This window comes from Amycolatopsis sp. NPDC043889, from assembly GCF_056435645.1.
This window is the reverse complement of sequence record NZ_JBWKEC010000001.1, coordinates 731,988-756,867: the sequence shown is the minus strand read 5'-3', so window position 1 is coordinate 756,867 and position 24,880 is coordinate 731,988. Positions and strand designations below refer to the sequence as shown.

The following is a 24,880-nucleotide window of genomic DNA, read 5'->3' as shown; positions in this document are numbered from 1 at the left end:
GAGATCACCAGGCCTGGGACAGGTCGGCGTGCTGCCGGATCCAGGCGTGCATGACGATCCCGGCGGCGACGCCGGCGTTGATCGAGCGGGTCGTGCCGAACTGCGCGATCGAGACGACCAGCGCCGCCGTCTTCTGCGCCTCGGCCGAAAGACCCGGCCCTTCCTGGCCGAACAGCAGGACACACTCGCGCGGCAGTTCGGCGGTCTCGACGGGCTGCGAGCCGGGAGTGTTGTCGACGGCGACGACGGCGAGCCCCTCCGTCGCGGCGAAGGTCAGCAGCCCGTCGACATCCTCATGGTGGAGAAGGTGCTGGTAACGGTCGGTCACCATGGCTCCGCGCCGGTTCCAGCGCCGCCGCCCGACGATGTGCACCGCGGCGGCGGCGAAGGCGTTCGCCGTCCGGACCACGGTGCCGATGTTGTGGTCGTGCTGGAAGTTCTCGATCGCCACGTGGAACGGATGCCGACGGCTGTCCACATCGGACACGATGGCCTCGCGCCGCCAGTACCGGTACGGGTCGACGACGTTGCGGCGGTCGCCGTTGGCCAGGAGTTCGGGGTCGTAGCGCTCGTCCGAAGGCCAGTCGCCCTCCCATGGACCGACGCCGACCTCTTCCTTCGCCACCCATTCGGTGGGACCGGCTTCTTCCGAGTTCACCCGAGGATTGTCACTCAGCCCATGCTGACGCGGTGCGCCGGTGCGTCCCCGTCGTGGTGGCGGTGACGCCGGCGCTGGTACGCGCCGATGTAGGAGATGATCACCGTCGCCATCGCGATCACGACGACGAACGGCAGCGACGAGCGCGGGAACACGGTGTCGTAGAGGTAGTAGGCGTTGAAGCCGCCGGGTAGGTCGCCGAGGCCCTGCTGATGCCGGAAGTAGTTCTCGGCGGCCGTCAGCGGGCACGGCCAGGGGAAGACGTTGACGAGGACACCCCATGCGGCGAAGAACACATGCACGAAGATCACCTTCGGCCACCGCCACGCGAGGAAACCACCGAATCCGATGAACAACAGCGCGAAAATATGCACCGCGACTGTCACGTTCGCCAGGAAACCCGCCACCTCAAGCCCCCTTTCACACCCCTACCTGCGACGTTACCCCTTTCGGATTGAGAAACGCTCACGAAAAAACGGGGCATCCTCCGTTCGCACGGAGGATGCCCCGTTCGGGACGTTTTACTCAGGACAGACCGAGATCGTCCTTGTTCAGAATGTAACGGTATTCGAGGCCTTCCTTCTCGATGGCCTCGCGCGCTCCGGTGTCCCTGTCGACGACGGTCGCGACGCCGACCACGTTGGCTCCAGCCTCGCGCAGAGCCTCGACGGCGGTGAGCACGCTGCCACCGGTGGTCGAGGTGTCCTCGACGGCGAGCACGCGCTGTCCCAGCACCTCGACGCCTTCGATCCGGCGCTGCATGCCGTGTTCCTTGACGGCCTTCCGGACGACGAACGCGTCGAGCACGACACCGTCGGTCGCCGCTGAGTGCAGCATCGCCAGCGCCACCGGGTCCGCGCCGAGGGTCAGACCGCCGGCGGCGACGTAGTCCCAGTCGTGCGTGAGCTGGCGAAGCAGCTTCCCGATGAGCGGAGCGGCCGCGTGATGCAGCGTCGCCCGCCGGAGGTCGATGTAGTAGTCGGCCTCCTTGCCCGAGGACAAGGTCACCTTGCCGTGCACGACGGCGAGTTCGCCGACCAGTCTCGCCAGTTCGAGTTTCGCCGCTTGATCAACACCGGGGTACGCCACGGCCGAGAGTCTTACACACGGCCCGCCGGGTCCTTCGACGGTAGCTCTAGTCATTGCCTGCCGTCGCCGCGTCGACGGCCTGGCCCCGCGTCGCCGCCCAGGCCGGGACCAGGGTCGCCACGAGCGCGAGCGCCGCGGCGGTCCCGATGATGGTCAGGTAGATCAGCGGGGAGCCCATCGGCAGCAGGGAATCGGTCGCCACCAGGCAGAACGGGACGATCGAGCCCGCCGCGACGACGGTGCCGAGCACGATCCCGACCAACGCGACGAGCCCGCCTTCGAAACCGGCCATCCGCAGCACCTGCGCCCTGGTCGAGCCGGTGAGCCGCTGGAGGCCGAACTCGCGGCGCCGCCGGACGGTCGCCATCACGAGCGTGTTCGCGACCGAAATCACCGTGTAGGCGATGATCATCCCGACCAGCAGATAGTTCACCCACGCGCCGACGGCCTGGTCCTTGTCGTGCGCCGCGACGAGCGCCGCCCGGTCGCCGACGGACACCGGCAGCCCGGCCGTCGCCTCGCGAAGCCGCTCGGTGAGCGCCGCCGGATCGACGTCCGGAGCGGCGCGGACCAGCATCTGCGGGGCGAGCCCGGCGGTGGTGTGCGGGGCCAGCAGACCGGCCGGGAGCAGCAGGCTCTCGAAACCGGGCCGCTGGCTGGTCACCGCGACGACCTCGACGTCGACCGGGGTGCCGTCCCCGAGCCTCAGGCTGAGCGTGTCCCCGACGCCGCGGCCGAAGTCCTTCGCGAAGACCTCGGGCAGCGCGATGGTGTTGCCGGTCAGCGCCTTCAGGTCACCCTGAGTCACTTTGGTGTCGGTCGTCGCGCCCGCGCCGGAAGCGGTGAGGCCGACCGCAGGACGGCCCTCGTCGGAGGAGTCGTACGGGTTCTCGAGGAACACGCTGCTGGTGACGTACTCGGACGCTCCGGCGACCCCGGGCACGGCCTGGATCCGCTGGACGAGGTCCGGGGACAGCCCGCCCGTCGCGGAGACGATCACGGCGTCGGCGCGGACGTCTTCGGTGAACGCCTGGTTCGCCAGCTCCTGCTGGGTGGTCTGCAGGTAGATGTTCGCGGTCGCGATCCCGACGGCGAGCATGATCGGGGTGACCGCGCCCGCCGCCCGGACGATGCCCGCGCGGGTGTTGAGCACGGCGAGCCGGGCGTCGATGCCGCCGAGCAGGCGCATCGGCCACTGCAGGATCGCCGTCATCACCTTGGCGACACCGGGGGTGATCATCGCGACGCCGAGCGCCCAGAGGATCACCGCGGGTCCGGCGGTGCTGGCCGCGATCGGGCCGGTCATCACCGCGACGGTCACGATGGCCAGCGCGGTGCCGCCGCCGAAGCAGAGCACGGCGACGATGACGCGTGTCGGGGTCAGCCAGCGGCGGGTGACCGCGGCCTCGGCGAGCGCCTCGGTCGGCCGGATCTTCCCGGCGCGGCGGCCCGCGAAGAAGGCGGCGATGAACACCGCGAGCATCGCGGCCCCCGCGCCGACGACGGCGGGCAACCAGCCCTGGTAGAACCGCAGCACCGCGGGCACCACCCCGTTCTCGACGAGCTGCCCGAACAGCCACTCGCCAAGGAACGGGCCGAGTACCGCGGCGAGCGCGGTGGCGAGCAGGCCGACGGCCAGCGCTTCGCCGAGCACCATGCGCCGGAGCTGGCGCGGGGTCGTGCCGATCGCCCGCATCAACGCGAGTTCGCGCGAACGCTGCTGGGTGGACAGGCTCAGTGTGCTGGCTACGACGAACATCGCGACCATCACCGAGAGCCCGCCGGACACCGCGGCGATGACGATCAGGTTGGAGCCGCTCGAATCGGCTTCGGGGAACTCCGCGACACCGCGGTCGATGCCGGTCAGGACGTTCGCCCCGGTCGCGACCTCGGCGACTTTCGCCCGCACCGCCTCGACGTCCGCACCCGGCGCGGTGAAGACGCCGATCGCGTCGGCCTTGCCGGGGTGACCCGAGAGCCGGGCGGCGTCGGCGGCGGAGAAGAACACGGCGGCCTGGGTGATCGAACGCGGCGCTCCGGCCACTCCGGCGACGCGGAACGATTCGGTCTTGCCGCGCGCGGCGACCTCGACGAGGTCACCGGGCTTCGCTCCCGACGCGGATTCGACGACCACCTCGCCCGCCGCGGGCGCGGCACCCGCGGCCAGCGCGTACGGGGTCAGGACGGCGGAGTCCCAAGCGTGGCCGAGCCCGGGCTTGCCGCCCGCCGCGAGCGGGAAGCTCACTTCAGCGACGACGTTCGAGACGCCGGGGACGGACCGCAGCCGCGTGACCAGCCCTTCGTCGAGCCGGACGCGCTCGGAGAGCCGCGCGTCCTCGAACTTGCGCTTGTCATCGGGTTCGAGAGCTGCCGGATCTTCCTTGGGCAGCGCGAAGGTCTGGCCGCCGGTGACGAGGATCGGGGCGGCCGCGAGCCGTTGCGGTTCCGCGTTGCTGCGGATCCCCGTCTCCATCAGGCCGCCGCAGGAGGCGACGATCAGCGCGCCGAAGAAGACGGCGATGAAGGTGCCGATGAAGCCGCCCTTGCGCAGGCGCAGGGTCCGGAAGGCGAGTCGCAGCATCACGCACCCGCCCTGACCGAGCTGCCCCAGGCACCCAGGTGGGTCATGCGCTCGGCGACGACGTCCGCCGTCGGCGCGTGCAGCTCGTCCGCGATCCGGCCGTCGGCGAGGAAGATGACGCGGTCCGCGTACGAGGCGGCCATCGGGTCGTGGGTCACCATGATCACCGTCTGGCCGGTCGTCCGGACGGAATGGCGCAGCAGCGCGAGAACCTCGGCGGCGGTGCGGGTGTCGAGAGCGCCGGTCGGCTCGTCGGCGAAGACCACCGCGGGCCGGGTGACCAGCGCCCGCGCGATCGCGACGCGCTGCGCCTGCCCACCGGACAGTTCGCCGGGGAGGTGCTTGCGACGGCCGGAAAGCCCCACGCGGCCCAGCATCTCTTCGACCACACGGCGGTCCGGCTTGGTGCCGGCGAGCTGCTGCGGGAGCGTGACGTTCTGCTCGACGGTCAGCGCCGGAAGCAGGTTGAAGGCCTGGAAGATGAAGCCGACCCGGTCGCGGCGCAGCTTCGTCAGCTTCGTCTCGCTCATCCCGGCCAGCTCCTGCCCGTCGAGCACGACGGACCCCGACGTCGGCCGGTCCAGCCCGGCCGCGCAGTGCAGGAAGGTGCTCTTACCCGAGCCCGAAGGTCCCATCACCGCGGTGAAACCGCCACGCGGGAACGCCAGCGTCACCCCGTCCAGAGCGACGACGCCCTTGCCGTATTCCTTGCGGACGCCGTCGAGCCGGACCGCGTCACCGTTCCACCCAGTGTTCATGGGAAAACACTAGGAATCCCAGGTCGGAAGCACCCTGGGGCGAGCGTGCGTCTCCTTGGTAGGGCGGGCCCTACCTCACCGCGCCGGTCCTGGCATCGACGTCGACGTCGTGCTCGATCCCCTTGCCGTCGCGGAGCCCGACCTCCCAGACGAGGGTGCCGTCGGCGGCGTGGTCGACCTCCATCTCGTCGAGCTCACCCGGCTGGCGTTGCTGCGCGGCCTGGAGTGCCTTGACCGCGTCGACACCCGCCTGCCCGACCTTCGCCAGGTCGTCGCTCGGCTTGGCGGTCTGCTGCTTGCCGAGGACCTGGCCGCCGTCCGGGCTCACGCGCACCTTGTGTTCCTGCCCGTGTGACGCGACCTTGATCTCCCACCCGTCGTTCGCGGGCTCCACGTCGAACACCCGCCCGTCGGGCAAAGCGCCTGCCGCCGCTTGGATCGCCTTCACCGGCTGGGCTTCGACCGGTCCCGGTACCGCCGGGGCGGGCGCCTGTTCGGTGGAACAGGCGGCCAGCGTCAGCACCACCGCGATGACAAGAAGTGATGACTTCATGATCCACGCGTACCCGCCCCGCACGGGCTCGAACCGTCGTCCGGCCGATGGCACCGTGGGGTGATGGTCTCGAACGGACAGGGCTGGCTCCAGATCGGTGAGCTGACGACGGCGTTCGCGCTGTCGGCGGCGATCGGGCTGGAACGGCAGCTCAGGGGCAAGAGCGCCGGACTGCGGACCCAGACCATCGTGGGCACCGCGTCCGCACTGATCCTTTTGGTCAGTAAGTACGGTTTCGGCGACATCCTCGCGACCGGGCAGGTCGTACTCGACCCGTCCCGGATCGCGGCACAGATCGTCTCCGGTGTCGGCTTCCTCGGCGCCGGGCTGATCATCACCAGGCAGGGCGCGATCCACGGGCTCACCACGGCCGCCGCCGTCTGGGAGACCGCGGCCATCGGCATGGCGGCGGGCGCCGGTCTGCTGGTGCTGGCGGTCGTGGTGACGGCCCTGCATTTCGTGGTGGTCCTCGGTTTCACCTGGCTGAGCGCGCATCTGCCCGGCGGCACGGGCACGACCAGGCTTCGCGTGAGTTACGTGGACGGGCAAGGTGTCCTGCGCGACCTGCTGGCGCTGTGCACGAGCCGTCGATGGTCGATCACGTCACTGCGGATCACCGGCGACCGTGACGGTGAGGTGACGGTCTCACTCGACCTCACCGGACCCGATCACGCCGCCGCGCCCACCGTGCTCGCCGCGACCGACGGCGTGCGCTCGATCGAAACCACCGATGACGATTAAGTTCGGCCCTTGCCGCCGAAACCGCCGCCGAGCTTCCGCAGCACCGCCCTGGGAAGCAGCCCGCCGACCGCGACGAGCACCTTGTACTGCAGGCTCGGCACCGAGATCACCTTGCCGCGGCGCAGATCCGCCAGGGCCTCGTCCACGACCTGCTCGACGCCGAGCCAGAACGCCTTCGGACCGGGCTTGTCCAGACCGGCCCGCTCGTGGAACTCCGTGGTGGTGAACCCAGGGCAGAGCGCCATCATGCGGATGTTCTCCGGCAGCGAGGCAGCGATGCCCTCGGTGAACGAAGTGACCCAGTTCTTGCTGGCCGTGTACGTCGAACCGCGGCCGCTGAAGAAGCCGGCGACCGAGCTGACGTTGATGATCGCGCCCTCGCCGCGGTCGATCATCCCCGGCAGCGCCGCACGGGTCAGCCGCAGGACGGCGGTGACGTTGACGTCCAGCTGACGCTGCAGCGCGTCCGGCGGGATGGTCCAGAAGTCGCCGTTGAGCCCGAAGCCCGCGTTGTTCACCAGGAGGTCCACCGGCGCTTCGGCCAGGCGGTCCTCGACCAGCGCGCGTCCGTCCACTTCGGACAGATCGGCGGGCAGGACCACGACGTCGACGCCGTGCGCCTCGACCAGTTCCGCGGCGAAGCCCTCCAACCTGTCGACGTCGCGGGCGACGAGTACGAGGTCGTACCCCTCGGCGGCGAGCCTGCGCGCGAACTGCGCGCCGATGCCGGCGGTGGCGCCGGTGATCAGGGCGGTCTGTGTCATATCGGGAACCTACTCCTCGGTCGGGTTCCGGGAACACGCTCGGATGGGGCAGGCGTGGGGGTCACCCACCGTGGGGATTTGACGTGCAACTGCCGAAGTCGGGAAGTATCGTCCGGCCCCATGGGGAAGCACAGCAGGCGCAAGCCGAGCTACCTGCCCAAAGTCGCGGCCGGCGCGGCGCCGCTGGCGCTGTTGCTCGCCGGTCCGGCCACCGCGCTCGCCACCCAGACCGACCCGTCGATCCCGCTTCCACTCGATCACCAGCGCGAAGGCAGCCTCGATCGCGGAGTCGGCTTCACCAGCGAAGGCGACACGACCGTCTTTCGCGGTTTCCTGACCAACACCGAGCGGAACGTCTTCAGCAAGGACCTCGGTGACGCGAAGACCGTCGCTGACGTCCGCCGCTCGGTGAGCGAGACCATCGAGACCCGCGACGGTGTCACGGCCCGTCCGGACAAGGTCGGCGCGCTCGCGGCGGCGAAGACTTCCGAGGCCGTCAAGCAGGGCCAGCGGGAAGCGCTGAAGGTCGATCGCTACGGAAGCGTCGTCGCCGGGAACGAGACCGAACTCGAACGGACCGGCGCACGGCTGACCGAGGTCGCGCTCGACCCGCGCACCGGCGTCCCCACCTTCGTCTCCGAGGACAGCCGCGCCCTTCGCGTGGCCGAGGGGACCTATCACGCCGTCCGCCCGCTGCCCGGGGTCGGCGTCATCAACGAGACGGAACAGCACACCGGCGGCACCCTCGACCGGGCCTTCCGGCTCGACGGCGGTTTCTCCGGCGACCTCGGCGGCGTGCTGGAGGCCGGGCGGTCGTCCGGGCACGCGGTCGACGTCGGCGACCTCGCCGCCGTCGGGTCGACCTCGGCGCAGCACGGCAACGGCCGGTTCAGCGGTGTCCTGCCGCTCGACGTCGGCTCGGGCGCGGGTTACGGCCAGGAGCACGCTCTCGGCGGCACCATCGGTCCGTCGTCCGGGCTGGTCACCACCGGGCAGAACGTGAATCTGGCGCAGCACGATGCCGGGCTCACCGGATCCGGTTCGCACACGATCAGCGGCGACCTCGGCATCGGGGAAGTCGCGTCCGTCCGCGGCACCTCGACGTCGTCCGTGCGCGGGGTACAGCCGACCACAGATCCCGCACAGGCAGGGCATCTGACGCAGTCCGGGACACTCGACCTGACCCTGCTCGGTCAGCCGGCGCACACCGGATTCATCGCCGGGGCGCTCCCGCTGGAGCTCAAGCGGTCCTGATCAGGCCTGGGGCTCGATGTCGTCGGCGGCCTCGGCCTGCCAGTGACGGCCAGGGGTCGAGGCGTTGTCGTACTCCTCGTCGAACGGGTCCACGATGTCGGCGATCTCGCCGAGGTCGCGCAGCAGCCGCTCGAGCCGCGACGGCCCGGCGTTCGGGGCGACGCTCGCGAGCACCCACTCGTTCTCCAGCCACGCCACGCCGACATCGCCGCCGAGCGAGTCCGCCGCGTCGACGAGATCCTGCGTGATCACCTTGCGCGCGCCCTCGGCGTCGTCCGCGAAGGCGTAGCGCTGACCGATCGGGCCGAGCATCTCGGGCATGTCCTGGCGCTGGAACGGCACACTGGACAGCCACATCTCCAGCGGCACCTCGTGCACGCGGTTGCACCGCACGGCGACCACGACCGCCGGGATCTGGCCCTCGGTCTCGATGTCGAAGATGAAGACGGGACGCCGCCCGTCGGAGGTGAAGGTGGACCCGGCGACGACGTTGACCGCCAGCTGGGCACCGAAGTACCCGATCGCGCCGTTGGACCACTGCCGCGGCAACCGTTCGTCCTCTTCGACGAACTGCCAGCCGCGCAGCTCGGCCCAGCGCATGCGCTCGCGATTGCGCGAGCCCTCCTTCGCCCGGTCGGCCGCGAGCAGCGCCAGCCCCGCCACCAAGGCGACGGCGGCGATGACGAACCAGATCCACGCCGGAATACCCACGACGGTCAGGGTATCCCCCTGCCCTCACCGGATGTGACCGCCGGGCGCCGTGTCGCGCCACCCCTTTCGGTGCCGCACCCGGGAAAGACCACGAAAGACGCGGCGAAAGGTCGACAAATCGCTGTGTCGCCAAGGCAATGAAGGGGTCTTTCATCGCAAATTCTGCGATGAAAGGCCCCTTCATCTCATTCGGCGGGTGACCGACCGGCCTCAGTCCACCCGGGTGACCGTCAGCGCCTCCGACGCCTCCTGGGCCGGGATGTCCACCCGCACCGTGTCGCCGTCCCGGATCTCACCGGCCAGCAGCTGTTTCGCCAGCTTGTCGCCGATCGCCGACTGCACCAGCCGCCGCAGCGGCCGCGCGCCGTAGATCGGGTCGAAGCCGTTCAGCGCGAGCCACTCGCGCGCCCCGTCGGTGACCTCCAGCGTCAGGCGGCGCCGCGACAGCCGCGTGGCGAGCCGTTCGATCTGGATGTCCACAATGGACGTCAGCTCGTCGGTGCCCAGCGCGTGGAAGACCACGATGTCGTCCAACCGGTTCAGGAACTCCGGTTTGAACTGCCGCTGCACCACCGACATCACCGCGTCGTTGCGCTGACGCTCGTCGAGCGACGGGTCGGCGATGGCCTGCGAGCCGAGGTTCGACGTCAGCACCAGGATCGTGTTGCGGAAGTCCACCGTGCGGCCCTGGCCGTCGGTGAGGCGTCCGTCGTCGAGCACCTGCAGGAGCACGTCGAACACGTCCGGATGCGCCTTCTCGACCTCGTCGAGCAGCACCACCGAATACGGCCGCCTGCGCACCGACTCGGTCAGCTGGCCGCCCTGGTCGTAGCCGACGTAACCCGGAGGCGCCCCGACCAGGCGCGCCACCGAATGCTTCTCGGCGTACTCGCTCATGTCGATCCGCAGCATCGCGCGCTCGTCGTCGAACAGGAACTCGGCGAGGGCCTTCGCCAGCTCGGTCTTGCCGACACCGGTCGGGCCGAGGAACAGGAACGAACCGGTCGGCCGGTCGGGGTCGGCGACGCCCGCCCTGGTGCGGCGCACCGCGTCCGAGACGACCTGCACGGCCTCCTTCTGCCCGATGACGCGCTTGCCGAGCTCCTCCTCCATCCGGAGCAGCTTGCCCGTCTCGCCCTCCAGCAGCCGTCCGGCCGGGATGCCGGTCCACGCGCTGACCACGTCGGCGACGTCGTCCGCGCTGACCTCTTCCTTGAGCATGACGTTCTGCTGGCTGACTTCGCTGGCCGCGGTCGCGGCCTCGAACTCCTTCTCCAGCGCGGGAATCCGGCCGTAGCGGAGCTCGGCGGCCTTGCCGAGGTCACCGTCGCGTTCGGCGCGTTCGGACTCGCCGCGCAGCTGCTCCAGCTGCTCCTTGAGTTCGCGGACGCGTTCGATCGAGCCCTTCTCGTTCTGCCAGCGCGCGGTCAGCGCGGTCAGCGTCTCCCGCTTCTCGGCCAGCTCCGAGCGCAGCGCGGCGAGCCGTTCCTTGGAGGCGGCGTCGTCCTCTTTGGACAGAGCCATCTCCTCGATCTCCATCCGCCGCACGGCGCGCTCGACCTCGTCGATCTCGACGGGCCGCGAGTCGATCTCCATGCGGAGCTTCGACGCGGCCTCGTCGACCAGGTCGATCGCCTTGTCCGGCAGGAACCGGGCGGTGATGTAGCGGTCGGACAGGGTCGCGGCGGCGACCAGCGCGGCGTCGGTGATGCGCACACCGTGATGCACCTCGTACCGCTCCTTGAGCCCGCGCAGGATGCCGATGGTGTCCTCAGTGGACGGTTCGCCGACCAGCACCTGCTGGAAGCGCCGTTCCAGCGCGGCGTCCTTCTCGATGTGCTGCCGGTACTCGTCGAGCGTGGTCGCGCCGACCATCCGCAGCTCACCGCGGGCGAGCATCGGCTTGATCATGTTGCCCGCGTCCATCGCTCCCTCGCCGGTCGCGCCGGCGCCGACGATGGTGTGCAGCTCGTCGATGAACGTGACGACCTCGCCCGCGGAGTCGGTGATCTCCTTGAGCACGGCCTTCAGCCGCTCCTCGAACTCACCGCGGAACTTGGCACCCGCGACCATCGAGCCGAGGTCCAGCGCCACCACGCGCTTGCCGCGCAGCGACTCCGGCACGTCACCGGCGACGATGCGCTGGGCGAGCCCTTCGACGATGGCCGTCTTGCCGACGCCGGGTTCACCGATCAGCACCGGGTTGTTCTTGGTGCGGCGCGAGAGCACCTGCACCACGCGGCGGATCTCGGTGTCGCGGCCGATCACCGGGTCCAGCTCGCCGGCGCGGGCGCGTTCGGTCAGGTCGACGCCGTACTTCTCCAGCGCCTTGAACGTGCTTTCCGGATCCGCGCTGGTGATCCGCGCGGAGCCGCGCACCTTGGCGAACGCCTCGCGCAGCGCGTCCGGGGTGGCGCCGTGCCGCTTGAGCAGCTCGGCCACCGGCCCGCCTTCGGTGGCGAGGCCGACGAGGAGGTGCTCGGTCGAGACGTACTCGTCGCCGAGTTCGGTCGCGAGCTTCTGCGCGTGCGTCAGCGCTTTGACGGCGTTCGTGTCGAACTGCGGGCTCGACACGGTGGCGCCCGTCGCCGACGGCAGCGCCGCGATCAGCGGCTCCAGCTCCTTGTGCACCTGCGCCGGATCGGCCCCGACCGCGGTCAGCAGCGGTGCGGTGAGCCCCTCACCCTGCGCCAGCAGGGCGCCGAGCAGGTGCGCGGCCGCCACGTGCGGGTTTCCCGCCATCGTGGCCGCCTGCGCCGCCGACGAGATCGCCTGCTGGGTCTTCGTGGTCGGGTTGAAAGCGTCCATCCCTCACCTCGTACTAGGTCCTGCGAAGTTCTTGTCGACAGGTACAACGTCAGCAAAGTTGAGTCTGTTCCGCTCAACCCTGAAAAGTTTCAGCCTCCGCTCGGGGAGACCGCCTCCACGGGCAGGCGGGGACCCACCCGGCCGAGGCCGACCACGGCCGTACAGGCGCACGCGGCCACGAGCACCCACGGGATCCAGACTGCCACGGAGAACAACGCCACGACGGCCGGAGCGATCACCGCCGCGAGCGTGAACGCGTACTGGAAGGCCGCCAGGTACCGGCCTCGCGCCTCCGGCGGCGCCGCGGCTTCGGCCAGCGCCCCGGACCGGGGGCCGAACGCGAGATCGCCCGCGGCCAGCACGAGGGTCGCACCGAGCAGGTAAACCGGCTGGAAGACCTTCGGCACGAACACCACCAGGAGGCACGCCAGGCACCACACCGCGAACAACGCCGAACCCGCACGCATCGCGGCGATCCGGGTCATCCTCCTGGTGAGCCGCAACGCGACGACTCCACCCAGACTGGTGACGACGGTGAGGAGCGCGATGATGGCCCCGGGAAGCCATCGAGGGCCTTGCAAGGCGTTGAACACGTACACGGGCATCCCGATGAGGAAGAAGTCCATCGTGAGCGCGAACAGCCCGCTGAACACGATGAGCGCCAGGTACGGGCGGTTCCGCCAGACCCGCGCGGGCCCCGAGCAGCGCGGCGAAGGCCGCGGGGCGGGCGTGACCAGCGTCGACAGGATGGCCGCGGCGATGACGAAGGTCGCGACGTCGACCATCACGGCGACGTACAGGCCCTCACGCCCGATCCACACCAGCAGTCCGGCCGCCGCGAGCCCGCCCAGCCCGAAGCCCGCGGAGCGCACCATCGCGGCTTCGGCGAACGGCCGGTCCTTCGGCCCTTCGCCCGCGACGTCGGCGATGAGCGAGAACTGCGAGCTGTAGAACAGCTGCTGCCCGGCCGCGAGCATGACGGACGCGCCGACGACGCCGGCGAACCCGTCGGCCAGCAGGAAAGCGCTTGCTCCGGCGGCCTGGAGAACGTGGGAACAGATCATCACCGTCCGCGGGCCGATCAGGTCGACGAGGCGGCCGGCGAGCGCGGGAACGAGCAGCCCGGCGAACGCGCCGAGCGTGACCGCACCTCCCGCCTGGGCGAGCGGCAAACCCACCACGCGGATGACGAAGACGAGGCCCAGCGGAAGGAAGAGTCCCGAGCCGAAGTTGTCGATACCCAACGCGACCAGCAACGCGACCCTGCTTCGCACACCTTCGACGCTACCGGCGTGACGGCGTCGCGAAAGGTCCGTTCAGTCAAGACCGGTGGGTAAGAACGGCCGCCGTCAAACGTCGCATGTCCGGGCGGACAGGGCCGCTCGGACGTCCGCGTTCATCTCCGCCAGCCGCGTGGTCAGCTCGAGGACCTTTTCGTCGTCCCAGTCACCGAGCGCGCGCTCCATGAACTCCAGATACCCGGCCCGCCTGCGCCCCAGTTCCGCACGCCCGCGCTCGGAGATGCTGATGATCGACGCGCGGCCGTCCTCGGGCGCGGGACGGCGGTCCACCATCCCCGCCGCGGACAGCTGGGAAATTTGACGACTTATGACCGAAAGGTCCACAAAGCGTCGTTTTGCCAATTCCGAAGGGCGCGCCTCGCCGTGCTTCGCCAGGTCCGACAGCAGCATCGCGGCCGCCGGATGCAGGCCGGGGTCGTCCTGCCAGGCCTGCATTATCCAGGCGTGCTGCAGCTGGGAGGCGGCCTTCAACTCACGCATCAATTCGACCCTGGCGTCGTCGGCGGAGCTCATCGGTGCCTCCTGGCTACTTGTACAGTACAACTGTATTGGGTGACACTTGCGTAAGACAACTATTTACCTCGTGAGATCCCCCACTGCCGACCGGTTTCGAGTACACCCGTCCGGAGCAACGATGCGGGCAAAAGGGCTCTCGGCAGCTAGTCTCGCGAGCGAGCCGGAACCAGCCGACCGGCCCGACAGCCACTGACCGGAGAGGTGAATGATCCGTGAATTCTTCTCCAGTGGACCCTCGTTCGTGAACCTGGGGAACCGTCTTCCGGCATGCGCTACCCGATCAGCGACTCCCAGCCCGTGACGGCCGACGCGGTCAGCCCGGTCCCGCGGTCCTCGGCGCCGCGCGAAGCCCCGCCCGCGGTCACCGCGATGGTGCGCCTCATCCGGGACACCTGGGCGAAGTCGGAGCCCTTCATCCCGGAGATATCCCAGTTCTTCTACGGGATGCTGTTCACCCTCGCGCCGGCGACCCGCGACTTCTTCCCGATCAACATGGAGGTCCAGCGCGGCAGGCTGGTCCGCGCGCTGGTCCACATCGTGCAGATGGTCGACCGGCCCGACGACCTCGTGCCGTTCCTGACCCAGCTCGGCCGCGACCACCGCAAGTTCGGCGTCATCCCGCGGCATTACGAGGCCGTCGGCACCGCGCTGCTCGCCTCGCTGAAGAACCACCTCGGTCCGGACTGGACACCGGAGGTCGAACGGGCCTGGGCGGAGGCGTTCACCATCGTCGCCCGCGCGATGCAGGAGGCAGCGGCGGCCGACGTCAATCCGGCGTCGTGGTCGGCCACCGTGCTCGAACACCGGCGGCTCACCTGGGATCTCGCCCTGGTCCGCGTCCAGCCCGAGTTCCCGGTGCCGTACCAGCCCGGTCAGTACATGAGCGTCGAAGTACCGCAGCGGCCACGGCTCTGGCGCTACCTGTCGCCGGCGAACGCGCCGCGCGAGGACGGCGGCATCGAGTTCCACGTGCGCGCCGTCGACGGCGGCTGGGTGTCGCGCGCCATCGTCAGCCACACGCAGCCCGGCGACGTCTGGCGGCTGGGACCGCCGCTCGGCAGGCTGTCCATCGACCGGACCGACGGCCGCGACGTCCTGATGATCGCCGGCGGCACCGGCATCGCGCCGCTGCGCGCCATCCTGGACGACCTCGCGCAGTGGGGCGAGAACCCGAAGGTCCAGTTGTTCTACGGCGGACCGTCGCGTGAGGACCTTTACGACCTCGACGAGTTGCGCGCTCTCGCGGCCACGAACCCGTGGCTCACCGTGACGCCGGTGGTCGAACACGGTGAAGAGGCCCCCGGCTGCGTGCAGGGCACGCTCGCGGAAGCCGTTACCCAGCAAGGATCCTGGCCGGGGCACCGGATCCTCGTCGCCGGCTCGCCCGCGATGATCCGCGCGACGGTGTCCCGGATGCTGGTCGCGGGCAGCGCGCTCGACCAGATCGCGTACGACCCCTTCACCATCGACTAGGCACTGTCCGAATGCGATTCCACAATGGGGATCAGTCACCGGACGCATACCGTTACGTGACCCGGTAATCACGGAGAAAAACCCACCCGATCGGCGGATCACGCTTTCCGGCCCCAGTGGCGAAAAACACTGGTTAGCAAGGAAAATCCCGCCTGCTTGATCACCTTTACTTAGTGCCAGACGGTGTTGACGGCGCGTATATCGTTTGCTCCGTTCGAGCGGGAAACAACCATTCGTGGATCCTTTCGCGACGTTCGGGCATACAGTCGGGACCCCTCGGGGGAACACGAGCACGATGACATCGGGTCTGGAGAATATGCCCGATCCAACTGGAGAAAATCGTTCACCCATGACTGCCGAAACAGTGAAGTACGAGCATCCACCGAGTCCGTCGAGATCTTCACCGATTCCCGTTCCACCCTTGATCGAAACACCGTCGGCGGACAAGACCGTCGCGATGGCCAAGCTCATCAGGGAGAGTTTCGCCGCCGTCGAAACGAAGGCCGAGGAGCTGTCCCAGTACTTCTACGGCGTGCTCTTCTCCGTTTCGCCGGATGTCAGGGCGTTGTTCCCGATCAACATGGCCACGCAGCGAAATCGTTTGCTGCGCGCACTCGTCTACGTCGTCCAGATGGTGGACCGGCCCGACGAGCTGGCCACGTTCCTCGGTCAGCTCGGCCGTGACCACCGGAAGTTCGACGTCGTCGGCCGCCATTACGACGCCGTCGGCGTCGCGCTGATCGCCGCGTTGAAAAGGTTCCTGAAGGACGACTGGACACCGGAACTGGAAGACGCCTGGGTCACCGCGTACGGCGTCATTTCGAAGCACATGCGCGAGGCCGCGAGCAAGCAGACCGGGCCCGCGTGGTGGAAGGCGACCGTCATCGAGCACCGCCTCGCCTCCCGCGACGTCGCCGTGGTCAAGGTGCGCACCGACCAGCCGCTCCCGTATCGGGCCGGCGGCTACGTCAGCGTCGAAGTCCCGCAGCGGCCGCGCATGTGGCGATACTTCTCGCCCGCCACCGCGCCGCACCAAGACGGAACGATGGAGTTCCACGTGCACGCCGTGCGCGGCGGCTGGGTCTCGCGCGCGATCGTCCACCACACCCGGTTCGGCGACGTCTGGCGCCTCGGTCCGTCGCTCGGCGCGCTTTCGGTGAACCACACGGAAAGACGTCCGCTGCTGATGATCGGCGGCGGCACCGGCGTCGCGCCGCTGCTCGCCCTGCTCGACGACATGTCGCGCTGGAAGAACAACCCTCCGGTGCACCTGTTCTTCGGCGGCCGCCGTCCGGAAGACCTCTACGCACTCGACGAACTCCGCGGGCTCACCGTCACCTGCCCTTGGCTGACGGTAACCCCGGTGACCGAGGAAGGCACCATCGCCGGTGGCGACCGCGGCACGCTGGCCACGGCGGTCACCCAGCGCGGCGCTTGGAAGGAGCGCGACGTGTACGTCGCCGGGTCACCGCCGATGATCCGGGCGACGATCGCGAAACTGCTCGCCGCGGGCACCGACCTGGAGCGGATCAAGTACGACCCCTTCACCCTGGACTGAACCGATGCGTCCTTCGTATTAGGCCGATCGGCTGTTCCACCTGGGCTTGACGCAGCAGTAGGTCAGTGAATCATTGACCGCGGTCACCGGCGGATTTATGGTCTAGACCACATTGCTCCCCCTCACGGGAACACCGTCGTTCCATCCCCCAGGAGCCGGCATGACCGTCAAACGCAAGCTCGTGGCAGCCGCCGCCGGTGCGATCCTCGCCCCGATCGCCATCGTGGCCATCCCGCAGGTGGCCAGCGCCCATGGCTACGTACTGTCCCCGCCCAGCCGCCAGGCGAACTGCGCCCAAGGCAAGGTTTCCGGCTGCGGTGCCATCGTCTACGAACCGCAGAGCGTCGAAGGCCCCAAGGGGCTCCGCAGCTGCAACGGCGGCGTTCCCGGATTCGCCGAGCTCAACGACGAATCGAAGCCGTGGCCCGCCGCGTCGGTCGGCAACAGCGTGACCTTCAACTGGAAGTTCACCGCCTACCACCGGACCACGAACTACGAGTACTACATCGGTGGCACCAAGATCGCCGACATCAGCGGGAACAACTCCGCGCCGAAGGACCCGACGTCGCACACGGTGAGCCTGAACGGCTTCAGCGGCCGCCAGAAGGTGCTCGCCATCTGGAACATCGCGGACACGCCGATGGCCTTCTACAGCTGCATCGACCTGCAGATCGGCGGCGGCAATCCGCCCACGACGAGCAACCCGCCGACCACCAGCAACCCGCCCACGACGTCGAACCCGCCGACCAGCACCACCAACCCGCCCACCGGCGGCACCTGGGCGGCCGGGACGTCCTACGCGGTCGGCAACACGGTGACCTACGGCGGCGTCACTTACCGGTGCCAGATGACACATACGGCGATCCAAGGCTGGGAGCCGCCGAACACACCCGCGCTGTGGACACGGCAGTGAAGCTGGCCCTCGTTCTCGTCGCCGGCCTCGTGGCCCTCGCGGGCTGCGGGGCCGGCGACGGCTCACCGCCCAACGCCGGCGCCCCGATCTCCCCGGTCCCCCAGTCGGCGGAGGCGTCCGCGGCGTACAACGACGCCGACGTGATGTTCCTGCAGATGATGATCGCCCACAACAACCAGGGCGTGGAGATCGTCAAACTGGTGAAGGCCAAGCAGGGGCAGAAGCAGGAGCTGACGAATCTCGCGGCCGCCATCGAGGCGACGCAGCAGACCGAGACCACCGACATGCGGAACTGGCTGAAGGCCTGGGGCAAACCCGAGACGGGTTCGGCGGATCCGCACGCGCACCACCATCACGGTGGCGACGGACTCACCGACAAGGGCCTCCTCGAAGCACTGTCCAAAAAGGATGGTGCGGAGTTCGGCCTCGACTTCGCCGACATCTTCGTCGCGCACCAGCACAACGGGGTCGCGCTGGCGAGGACCGAGCTGAAGGACGGCAAGAACCCGGAGGCGAAGGCGCTGGCCCAGCGGATCATGGACTCGCGCACCGGCGAGGTCCAGCAGATCCGGACCCTGGTGCCCGGCCAATAACGCATTTAGTCCTCTGAATGCGGGGTAAGGCGACACGCGCGCTGGGCTCAGGCTCCGCCACCTCCGCCTTGCGAAGAAGTACATGAAGGCCCCCTTCCTGCACCTAGGCGCGAGGAAGGGGGCCTTCATGTACTTGGCAAGGTGCTGCCGCGGTGGCGTTCCGGACCCCACCCGCAGCAGGTACCTCAAAGGTGACCCGGAGCATTCAGAGGACTAATTGCGTTTTCTGGGCTTCCAGACCACGAGTGCCGTCTGCTGCCGCAAGGGAACGAGATCCTTGCGGTAGGAGGCGTGCACGGCCGCGGCCGTCTGTTCGGCGGCGACGTACGCCGCCGTGAGCTCTTCGGTCAGTTCGGCGATTCGCGCGCGGAGCGCGTCGACCTGGTTCTCCAGCTCGATGATCCGCTTGATGCCCGCGAGGTTGACACCGTCCTCTTGGGACAGTCGCTGCACTTCGCGCAGCAACGCGATGTCCCGCATCGAGTAACGCCGTCCACCGCCGGAGGTCCGGCCCGGCGACACGAGACCCTGGCGGTCGTAGGACCGCAGGGTCTGCGCGTGCAGGCCGGAAAGCTGCGCCGCCACCGAAATGACGAACACCGGGGTGTCCTCGTCCGCACCGTGCGGCAGCCCGCCGAACATCGTGCTCACCTGCCTTCGAGAAGTTCGGTGATCTCCGGTCGCGGATCGTGATCGGCCATGGCCTCCGCGTAGGCCTCCAGCGCTTCACGGGCCTTGTCGTCCAATTTGGCCGGGATGGCCGCCTGCAGGGTGACCAGCAGATCGCCCTGCGAGCCGTCGCGTTTCGCGATTCCCTTGCCGCGCACCCGGAGCACGCGACCGCTCGCTGTGCCCTGCGGCACCTTCAGCGAGACCTTGCCCTCGAGCGTCGGCACGGTGATCGTGCCGCCGAGAGCCAGCTCCGTGAAGGACACCGGCACGGTGATCGTCAGGTCGAGGTCCTTGCGCCCGAACACCGCGTGCGGAGCGACGTGCACGCGGACGTACAGATCGCCCGGCTGCGCGCCGCCACGGCCCGGTTCACCCTGGCCTGCCAGCCGGATCCGCTGGTCGTCGGCGACGCCCGGCGGGATCCGCACGGTCAGCGTGCGGGTGCGGGTGCTGATGCCCTCGCCCGCGCATTCCGGGCAGGGGTCGTCGATGATCGTGCCGCGGCCGCGGCAGTCACGGCACGGCTCCGAGAACGCGAACGCGCCCTGGCTCCGGCTGACCAGCCCGCTGCCCTGGCAGGTCGCGCACGTCCTCGGGGAAGTCCCCGGCTTCGCGCCGTTGCCGCCGCAGGTGGAACAGGTCGCCGGGCTCGACAGCCGCAGCGGCAGGGTCGCGCCCTTGACCGCCTCGGCGAAATCGATCCGGACGTCGGTCTCCACGTCCGCGCCGCGCTGCGGCCGGTTCGCCGTGGCACCGGCCGCGCCGCCGCGACGGCCGAAGAGCCCGCCGAGGATGTCGCCGAGACCGCCGAAGCCGCCCTGCTGCTGACCCGCCTGGCCGAAGATGTCGCCGACGTCGAAACCGCCGCCGCCACCGCCGGCCCCCGGGAAGCCGAAGCCGCCGGGACCGCCGGAGCCGAAGAGGCGCCGAGCCTCGTCGTACTCCTTGCGCTTGGACGTGTCGGAAAGAACGCCGTACGCCTCGGAGACCGCCTTGAACTTCTTCTCGGCCTCCGCGTTGCCCGCGTTGGCGTCGGGGTGGTTCTCCTTGGCCAGCTTGCGATAGGCCTTCTTGATCTCGTCCGCAGTGGCGTCGGAGGAGACGCCCAGCTCACGGTAGAAGTCCTTACCGATCCATTCCCGTGCACTCACCGAACGTCTCCTCCTTTCACGCCGTATCGCCGATCAGCGGTTGTTCTCATCGAAAAGTTCGCCCTCGAGCGGCAGCTCGCCACCGACGGGCGGGTCCACCGGGGCGTCCTGCGCCGACGGCGCGGGAGCCGCGCCCGGCTCGTGGTCGGTGACCCCGACCAGCGCCGCGCGCAGCACGCGTTCGCCGAAGCGGTATCCGCGGCGCATGACCGTGGTGACCGTCGGCCCGGTGACGTCCGGCGACGTGCTGTGCTGGACCGCCTCGTGGACGCTCGGGTCGAAGGGCTCGCCCTCGGCGCCGAACGGCTCGAGGCCCGACCGCTGCAGGCTGCCGACCAGCTTCTCGCCGACCGCCTTGAAGGCGCCCGTCAGATCGCCGTGCTGCTCCGCGCGCTCGAGGTCGTCGAGCAGCGGGAGCAGATCGTTGACGACCGACGCCTTCGCGCCGGAGACGACCTGCTCGCGGTCACGGTCGACGCGCTTGCGGTAGTTGGCGTACTCCGCCTGAAGACGCTGGAGGTCGGCGGTGCGTTCCGCCAGCTCCTTCTCCAGTCCGGTGGCCACCGACACCGAGTCGTCCACAATGGACTCCCCGAGGCCGGGGCCCGCGTGTGCGGCGGGCTCCGGCTCCGTCGGGACAGCCGGCTCTTCGGTCGGAGCGGCGTGCTTCGGACCATCCTTGGGCTCGGTCGCCGGGGCGGCCGTGCGGACCTCACCGGTCAGCGGATCGATCCGCCTACGGTCCCGCACGACCACCGGTTCGTCCGGGCCCCGGCCCTCGGTTTCGTCGTAGCGTCCGGTCACTTCTTGTCCTTCTCGTCCTCTTCGACGATCTCGGCGTCGACGACGTCGTCCGCCTTGGCCTGCGAACCGGCACCCGCGCCCGCCGCACCGGCGGCACCATCACCGGCGGCACCTTCGGCGCCCGGGGTGGCGTTGGCGTAGAGCGCGGTGCCCAGCTCCTGGGAAGCCGTGTTCAGCTTCTCGATGGACTCGCGGATCTTCGCCGAGTCGGTGCCCTTGAGCGCCTCGTTGGCCTCGTCGATCGCGGACTTCACCTTGCCCTTGAGCTCGTCGGGCAGCTTGTCCTCGTTGTCCTTGACGAACTTCTCGGTCTGGTAGACCAGCGTCTCCGCCTGGTTGCGGGTCTCCGCCTCCTCGCGGCGCTGCTTGTCCTCCTCTGCGTGCGCCTCGGCGTCCTTGACCATGCGCTCGATGTCGTCCTTCGGCAGCGCGGAGCCACCGGTGATCGTCATCGACTGCTCCTTGTTCGTGCCGAGGTCCTTCGCGAGGACGTGCACGATGCCGTTGGCGTCGATGTCGAAGGTGACCTCGATCTGCGGCACGCCACGCGGGGCGGGCGGGAGACCGGTCAGCTCGAACATGCCGAGCTTCTTGTTGTGCGCCGCGATCTCGCGCTCACCCTGGAACACCTGGATCTGCACCGAGGGCTGGTTGTCGTCCGCGGTGGAGAAGATCTCCGAACGCTTGGTCGGGATCGTGGTGTTGCGCTCGATGAGCTTGGTGAACACGCCGCCCTTGGTCTCGATGCCCAGCGAAAGCGGGGTCACGTCGAGCAGGAGGACGTCCTTGACCTCGCCCTTGAGCACACCGGCCTGCAGCGCCGCGCCGACGGCGACGACCTCGTCCGGGTTGACGCCCTTGTTCGGCTCGCGGCCGCCGGTCAGCTCCTTGACCAGCTCGGACACGGCGGGCATGCGGGTGGAACCACCCACGAGCACGACGTGGTCGATGTCGCCGACGGCGACACCCGCGTCACGGATGACGTTGTTGAACGGCTTGCGGGTGCGCTCGAGCAGGTCCGAGGTGATCTTCTGGAACTCGGCGCGGGAGAGCTGCTCGTCGAGGAACAGCGGGTTCTTGTCCGCGTCCACCGTGATGTACGGCAGGTTGATGCTGGCCGAGTTCGAGCTGGAGAGCTCGATCTTCGCCTTCTCGGCGGCCTCACGGATGCGCTGGAGCGCCATCTTGTCCTTGGTGAGGTCGATGCCGTTGGACGACTTGAACTTGTCGACCAGCCAGGTGACGATGCGCTCGTCCCAGTCGTCACCGCCGAGGTGGTTGTCACCGGAGGTCGCGCGGACCTCGACGACACCCTCGCCGATCTCCAGCAGCGAGACGTCGAACGTACCGCCACCGAGGTCGAAGACCAGGATGGTCTGTTCCTTCTCGCCCTTGTCGAGGCCGTACGCCAGCGCCGCCGCGGTGGGCTCGTTGACGATGCGGAGCACGTTCAGGCCGGCGATCTGCCCGGCCTCCTTGGTGGCCTGCCGCTGCGCGTCCTCGAAGTAGGCGGGGACGGTGATGACCGCGTCGGTGATGGTCTCGCCCAGGTACGCCTCGGCGTCGCGCTTGAGCTTCATCAGCACGCGGGCGCTGATCTCCTGCGAGGTGTAGGCCTTGCCGTCGATCTCGGTCTTCCAGTCGGTACCGATGTGCCGCTTGACCGACCGGATGGTCCGGTCGACGTTCGTCACGGCCTGGTTCTTCGCCGGCTGGCCGGTCAGCACTTCGCCGTTCTTGGCGAAGGCGACGATGGACGGGGTGGTGCGTGAACCTTCCGAGTTGGCGATGACCGTCGGCTCGCCGCCCTCAAGGACAGCGACGACCGAGTTGGTCGTGCCGAGGTCGATGCCGACCGCTCGCGCCATGGTGTGATCCTCCTGCTAGTTCGTGACCTGCACGTTTCGGCCCACCTTGAGTGGGCTCAACGCAAGTTGTATCGGGATGGTGGGGCTTCCGTCAAGCCGGACTTGAGTCACCCTCACTCAACCTTGCATCCGGCTCAACGTGCGGCACGATCGTCTTGTTCCCGGACTACCGGCAGACCGTGCCCGGAGCGGGTGTGACGCCGCTCGCAGTGTTCTCTATCGCGCGACCGCGCTCGCGCTGCCAGGGCGCACACCGCATGCACGTCACCTCCCGCCGAAGGCACCGGCCAGCCCGCGCACCCGCTCGCCATGTCCCAGAACTCCGAGTACCGCCAGCCGTGCGGCGAGAGGGTCTTCACCAGTCCCTGCATCGCCAGCATGTCGGCGTAGGAGGTGAACGGCGAGCCGAAGTCGTGACAGCCGATCGCACGATACGCGCCGTAGGACGGGTCGAGCTGGGAGTACGGAAGCAGTCCGTCCGCGTTCCCCGCCGTCGCGGCCTCGATCGCCTTCGCGAGGTCCGGCCAGAACGCGGGAAGGATGAGGCTGCCGTAGACGCCGGCCGCCATCTCCTCGGCGGTCACATTCCGCCCGAGCTGTTTCGACGGCACGCCACCGGGCGTCCGCATCAGCGCGTCGTAAGCGGCGAGGACGTCCTTGCCGCGAAGCGCGCAGTCTGCCGACGTCGTGCACCACTTCGCGAAGTCCTTGAGCGCACTTTCGGTCGCGACGGCCTCTTCGAGGATCGCCTGCCTGGTCGGCCGCGAGTGGTCGACCGCGCCGTCGAGCACCGTCGTCCGGACGCGCTTCGGGTACTTCTCCGCGTACACGGCACCGAGTTCGGAACCGTAGGAGACGCCGAGCCAGTTCACCTTCGGCTCGCCGAGGGCGACACGGATCGCTTCGATGTCGCCCGCGGCCCGCCAAGTGTCCACAGAGGACAATCCGGGACCGGTCCTGTTCAGACATTCGCCGCCCGAAGCGCGGTTGTGCGCGAGGAGCTTGTCGTAGTCCGCGCGGCTCCGCGGGAATCGGCTGATCGCCGGATCGTGCAGACCCGGCCCGCAGGTGATCGCGGGCCCGCTGTCGCCGACGCCGCGCGGGTCGAACCCGATGACGTCGAACCGCTGCCGCACTTCGGCCATTTCCGGCTGATCCAGCGCGAAACCGCGGCCGCCGTACTTCAGCACGGTGACACCGGCACCGCCCGGCCCGCCCGGATTGGTCAACAGCGAACCGACGCGCCGCGTGGGATCGGTCGCGGGCAGTTTCGCCAGCGCGATCGAAAGCCATCGCTCACCGGCAGGCTCGCGCATTCCAGTGTCGGCGCGTACTCGGTCGCGCACGGCTTCCAGTCGATCCCTGGCGCGGCGGACGCGGGCAGCGCGGAAAGCGGCAGCAGGGTCAGCGCGGTGATCGCGGCGAGCGTCTTCATACAGGCTTCACCGTGATCGAGCCGGTGCCGGCCTGGAGGTCGAGGACGTTCGCCGAACCCTGGTCCTGCCGGACGCCGCCGGTCTCGACCTTGCCGACCTCCGCCTTCGCGCGGACCTGGTACGCGCCGTCGGGAACGGTGACGACGACCTTGCCGACCTCCGCGTTCGCGGTGACCGCGCCCGGCTTCGCGAGACCGACCTCGATGTCGCCGGTGCCGGTGCGCAGGTTGACCGGCCCGGACGTGTTCATCACCTTGAAGTCGCCGACGTCGCCCTTCAGATCGACCGAGGCGGCGCGGGCGAGGGTGATCTTGCCGGTGCCGATGGACCCGGAGATCGCCAGCTCGCGCGGCACCACGACGTCGTAGTCCACGCCGCACTGCTGACAGCCGCCGAGGACCAGCGTGCCGTTCTCGACGCTGTACGTCTTGCCGGGATTCTTGCCGTTATAAGTCACTTCGCGGCGCAGCGAGACGGGCGCGCCGTCCTCGACCCGCAGCGTGACCGCGCCGACCGGGACGTCCACCCGGATCGCGGTGACCTGCTCGGTGACGGGCGCGCCGTCACTCAGTTTCTGCTGGAATTCCCCTGTGCAGCCGACGATCCCGAAGGCGGTCAGCGCGCCGAGAGCGAGCGCGCCGAGGACGCGCTTTTCTTTGTTCCCCATGAGAAAGTGTT

General features: G+C 69.1%; 23 protein-coding genes. 6 read left to right on the top strand and 17 right to left on the bottom strand.

Annotation, left to right across the window (positions count from 1 at the left end):
- Positions 1–4: 4 nt before the first annotated feature.
- The 6 genes from AC0685_RS03830 to AC0685_RS03805 form a co-directional block, all read right to left on the bottom strand.
- A complete protein-coding gene (locus AC0685_RS03830) occupies positions 5–658 on the bottom strand; it encodes a TrmH family RNA methyltransferase (RefSeq protein ID WP_478224159.1) in 654 nt (217 codons plus the stop codon).
- Between the two features lie 14 nt (positions 659–672).
- A complete protein-coding gene (locus tag AC0685_RS03825; RefSeq protein WP_478224157.1) occupies positions 673–1,065 on the bottom strand; it encodes a DUF2784 domain-containing protein in 393 nt (130 codons plus the stop codon).
- 118 nt (positions 1,066–1,183) lie between these two features.
- Positions 1,184–1,747, bottom strand: a complete 564-nt coding sequence (pyrE, locus tag AC0685_RS03820; RefSeq protein ID WP_016338130.1) for an orotate phosphoribosyltransferase — start codon at positions 1,745–1,747, stop codon at positions 1,184–1,186.
- Between the two features lie 46 nt (positions 1,748–1,793).
- Entirely contained in the window at positions 1,794–4,328 is a 2,535-nt protein-coding gene (locus AC0685_RS03815; protein ID WP_478224156.1) for an FtsX-like permease family protein, read from the bottom strand.
- Positions 4,328–5,086, bottom strand: coding sequence for an ABC transporter ATP-binding protein (locus AC0685_RS03810; RefSeq protein WP_478224154.1), 759 nt, complete (start codon positions 5,084–5,086; stop codon positions 4,328–4,330). Before AC0685_RS03810 ends, AC0685_RS03815 begins: the two co-directional genes overlap by 1 nt.
- Before the next feature lie 70 nt (positions 5,087–5,156).
- On the bottom strand, positions 5,157–5,639 hold the full coding sequence (locus AC0685_RS03805; protein ID WP_478224152.1) for a PepSY domain-containing protein: 483 nt from the start codon (positions 5,637–5,639) through the stop codon (positions 5,157–5,159).
- Positions 5,640–5,699: 60 nt separating this feature from the next.
- On the opposite strand from AC0685_RS03805, the gene AC0685_RS03800 reads away from it, so the two are divergent.
- On the top strand, positions 5,700–6,380 hold the full coding sequence (locus AC0685_RS03800) for an MgtC/SapB family protein (RefSeq protein ID WP_425341985.1): 681 nt from the start codon (positions 5,700–5,702) through the stop codon (positions 6,378–6,380).
- Here AC0685_RS03800 and AC0685_RS03795 read toward each other — a convergent pair.
- Complete coding sequence (locus AC0685_RS03795) at positions 6,377–7,144, bottom strand: SDR family NAD(P)-dependent oxidoreductase (RefSeq protein WP_478224150.1); 768 nt, start codon at positions 7,142–7,144, stop codon at positions 6,377–6,379. The two genes, AC0685_RS03800 and AC0685_RS03795, sit on opposite strands and share 4 nt — an antisense overlap.
- Before the next feature lie 120 nt (positions 7,145–7,264).
- On the opposite strand from AC0685_RS03795, the gene AC0685_RS03790 reads away from it, so the two are divergent.
- On the top strand, positions 7,265–8,398 hold the full coding sequence (locus AC0685_RS03790) for a hypothetical protein (protein ID WP_478224148.1): 1,134 nt from the start codon (positions 7,265–7,267) through the stop codon (positions 8,396–8,398).
- Here the strand turns inward: AC0685_RS03790 and AC0685_RS03785 are convergent, their stop codons facing one another.
- The 4 genes from AC0685_RS03785 to AC0685_RS03770 form a co-directional block, all read right to left on the bottom strand.
- Complete coding sequence (locus tag AC0685_RS03785) at positions 8,399–9,109, bottom strand: hypothetical protein (RefSeq protein WP_478224146.1); 711 nt, start codon at positions 9,107–9,109, stop codon at positions 8,399–8,401.
- A gap of 210 nt (positions 9,110–9,319) precedes the next feature.
- Positions 9,320–11,917 (bottom strand): ATP-dependent chaperone ClpB, encoded by a 2,598-nt coding sequence (clpB, locus tag AC0685_RS03780; protein WP_478224144.1) that lies wholly within the window; start codon positions 11,915–11,917, stop codon positions 9,320–9,322.
- Positions 11,918–12,006: 89 nt separating this feature from the next.
- The gene (locus AC0685_RS03775) at positions 12,007–13,191 is read right to left on the bottom strand and encodes an MFS transporter (RefSeq protein ID WP_478224142.1); all 1,185 of its coding nucleotides are present in this window, start codon (positions 13,189–13,191) and stop codon (positions 12,007–12,009) included.
- A 75-nt stretch (positions 13,192–13,266) separates the two neighbouring features.
- Positions 13,267–13,731, bottom strand: coding sequence for a MarR family winged helix-turn-helix transcriptional regulator (locus AC0685_RS03770; protein WP_478224140.1), 465 nt, complete (start codon positions 13,729–13,731; stop codon positions 13,267–13,269).
- A gap of 270 nt (positions 13,732–14,001) precedes the next feature.
- On the opposite strand from AC0685_RS03770, the gene AC0685_RS03765 reads away from it, so the two are divergent.
- The 4 genes from AC0685_RS03765 to AC0685_RS03750 all read left to right on the top strand — a co-directional run bounded on the left by AC0685_RS03765 (position 14,002) and on the right by AC0685_RS03750 (position 18,271).
- Positions 14,002–15,207, top strand: a complete 1,206-nt coding sequence (locus tag AC0685_RS03765) for a globin domain-containing protein (RefSeq protein WP_340686177.1) — start codon at positions 14,002–14,004, stop codon at positions 15,205–15,207.
- 457 nt (positions 15,208–15,664) lie between these two features.
- On the top strand, positions 15,665–16,765 hold the full coding sequence (locus AC0685_RS03760; RefSeq protein ID WP_478224457.1) for a globin domain-containing protein: 1,101 nt from the start codon (positions 15,665–15,667) through the stop codon (positions 16,763–16,765).
- 160 nt (positions 16,766–16,925) lie between these two features.
- On the top strand, positions 16,926–17,678 hold the full coding sequence (locus tag AC0685_RS03755; protein WP_478224138.1) for a lytic polysaccharide monooxygenase: 753 nt from the start codon (positions 16,926–16,928) through the stop codon (positions 17,676–17,678).
- Positions 17,663–18,271: a DUF305 domain-containing protein gene (locus tag AC0685_RS03750; protein WP_478224137.1), complete on the top strand. Its 609-nt coding sequence runs from the start codon at positions 17,663–17,665 to the stop codon at positions 18,269–18,271. Before AC0685_RS03755 ends, AC0685_RS03750 begins: the two co-directional genes overlap by 16 nt.
- 213 nt (positions 18,272–18,484) lie before the next feature.
- Here AC0685_RS03750 and AC0685_RS03745 read toward each other — a convergent pair whose 3' ends face one another.
- The 6 genes from AC0685_RS03745 to AC0685_RS03720 all read right to left on the bottom strand — a co-directional run bounded on the left by AC0685_RS03745 (position 18,485) and on the right by AC0685_RS03720 (position 24,869).
- Positions 18,485–18,913 (bottom strand): heat shock protein transcriptional repressor HspR, encoded by a 429-nt coding sequence (locus AC0685_RS03745; protein WP_340688519.1) that lies wholly within the window; start codon positions 18,911–18,913, stop codon positions 18,485–18,487.
- Positions 18,914–18,918: 5 nt separating this feature from the next.
- Positions 18,919–20,094: a molecular chaperone DnaJ gene (gene dnaJ, locus AC0685_RS03740; protein ID WP_478224135.1), complete on the bottom strand. Its 1,176-nt coding sequence runs from the start codon at positions 20,092–20,094 to the stop codon at positions 18,919–18,921.
- Positions 20,095–20,127: 33 nt separating this feature from the next.
- Positions 20,128–20,898, bottom strand: coding sequence for a nucleotide exchange factor GrpE (gene grpE / locus AC0685_RS03735; RefSeq protein WP_478224134.1), 771 nt, complete (start codon positions 20,896–20,898; stop codon positions 20,128–20,130).
- Positions 20,895–22,766 (bottom strand): molecular chaperone DnaK, encoded by a 1,872-nt coding sequence (gene dnaK / locus AC0685_RS03730; protein WP_478224133.1) that lies wholly within the window; start codon positions 22,764–22,766, stop codon positions 20,895–20,897. Before dnaK ends, grpE begins: the two co-directional genes overlap by 4 nt.
- Before the next feature lie 134 nt (positions 22,767–22,900).
- Entirely contained in the window at positions 22,901–24,112 is a 1,212-nt protein-coding gene (locus AC0685_RS03725) for an alpha/beta fold hydrolase (RefSeq protein ID WP_478224131.1), read from the bottom strand.
- Positions 24,113–24,197: 85 nt separating this feature from the next.
- Positions 24,198–24,869, bottom strand: coding sequence for a DUF4097 family beta strand repeat-containing protein (locus AC0685_RS03720; RefSeq protein ID WP_478224130.1), 672 nt, complete (start codon positions 24,867–24,869; stop codon positions 24,198–24,200).
- Between the last annotated feature and the right edge of the window lie 11 nt (positions 24,870–24,880).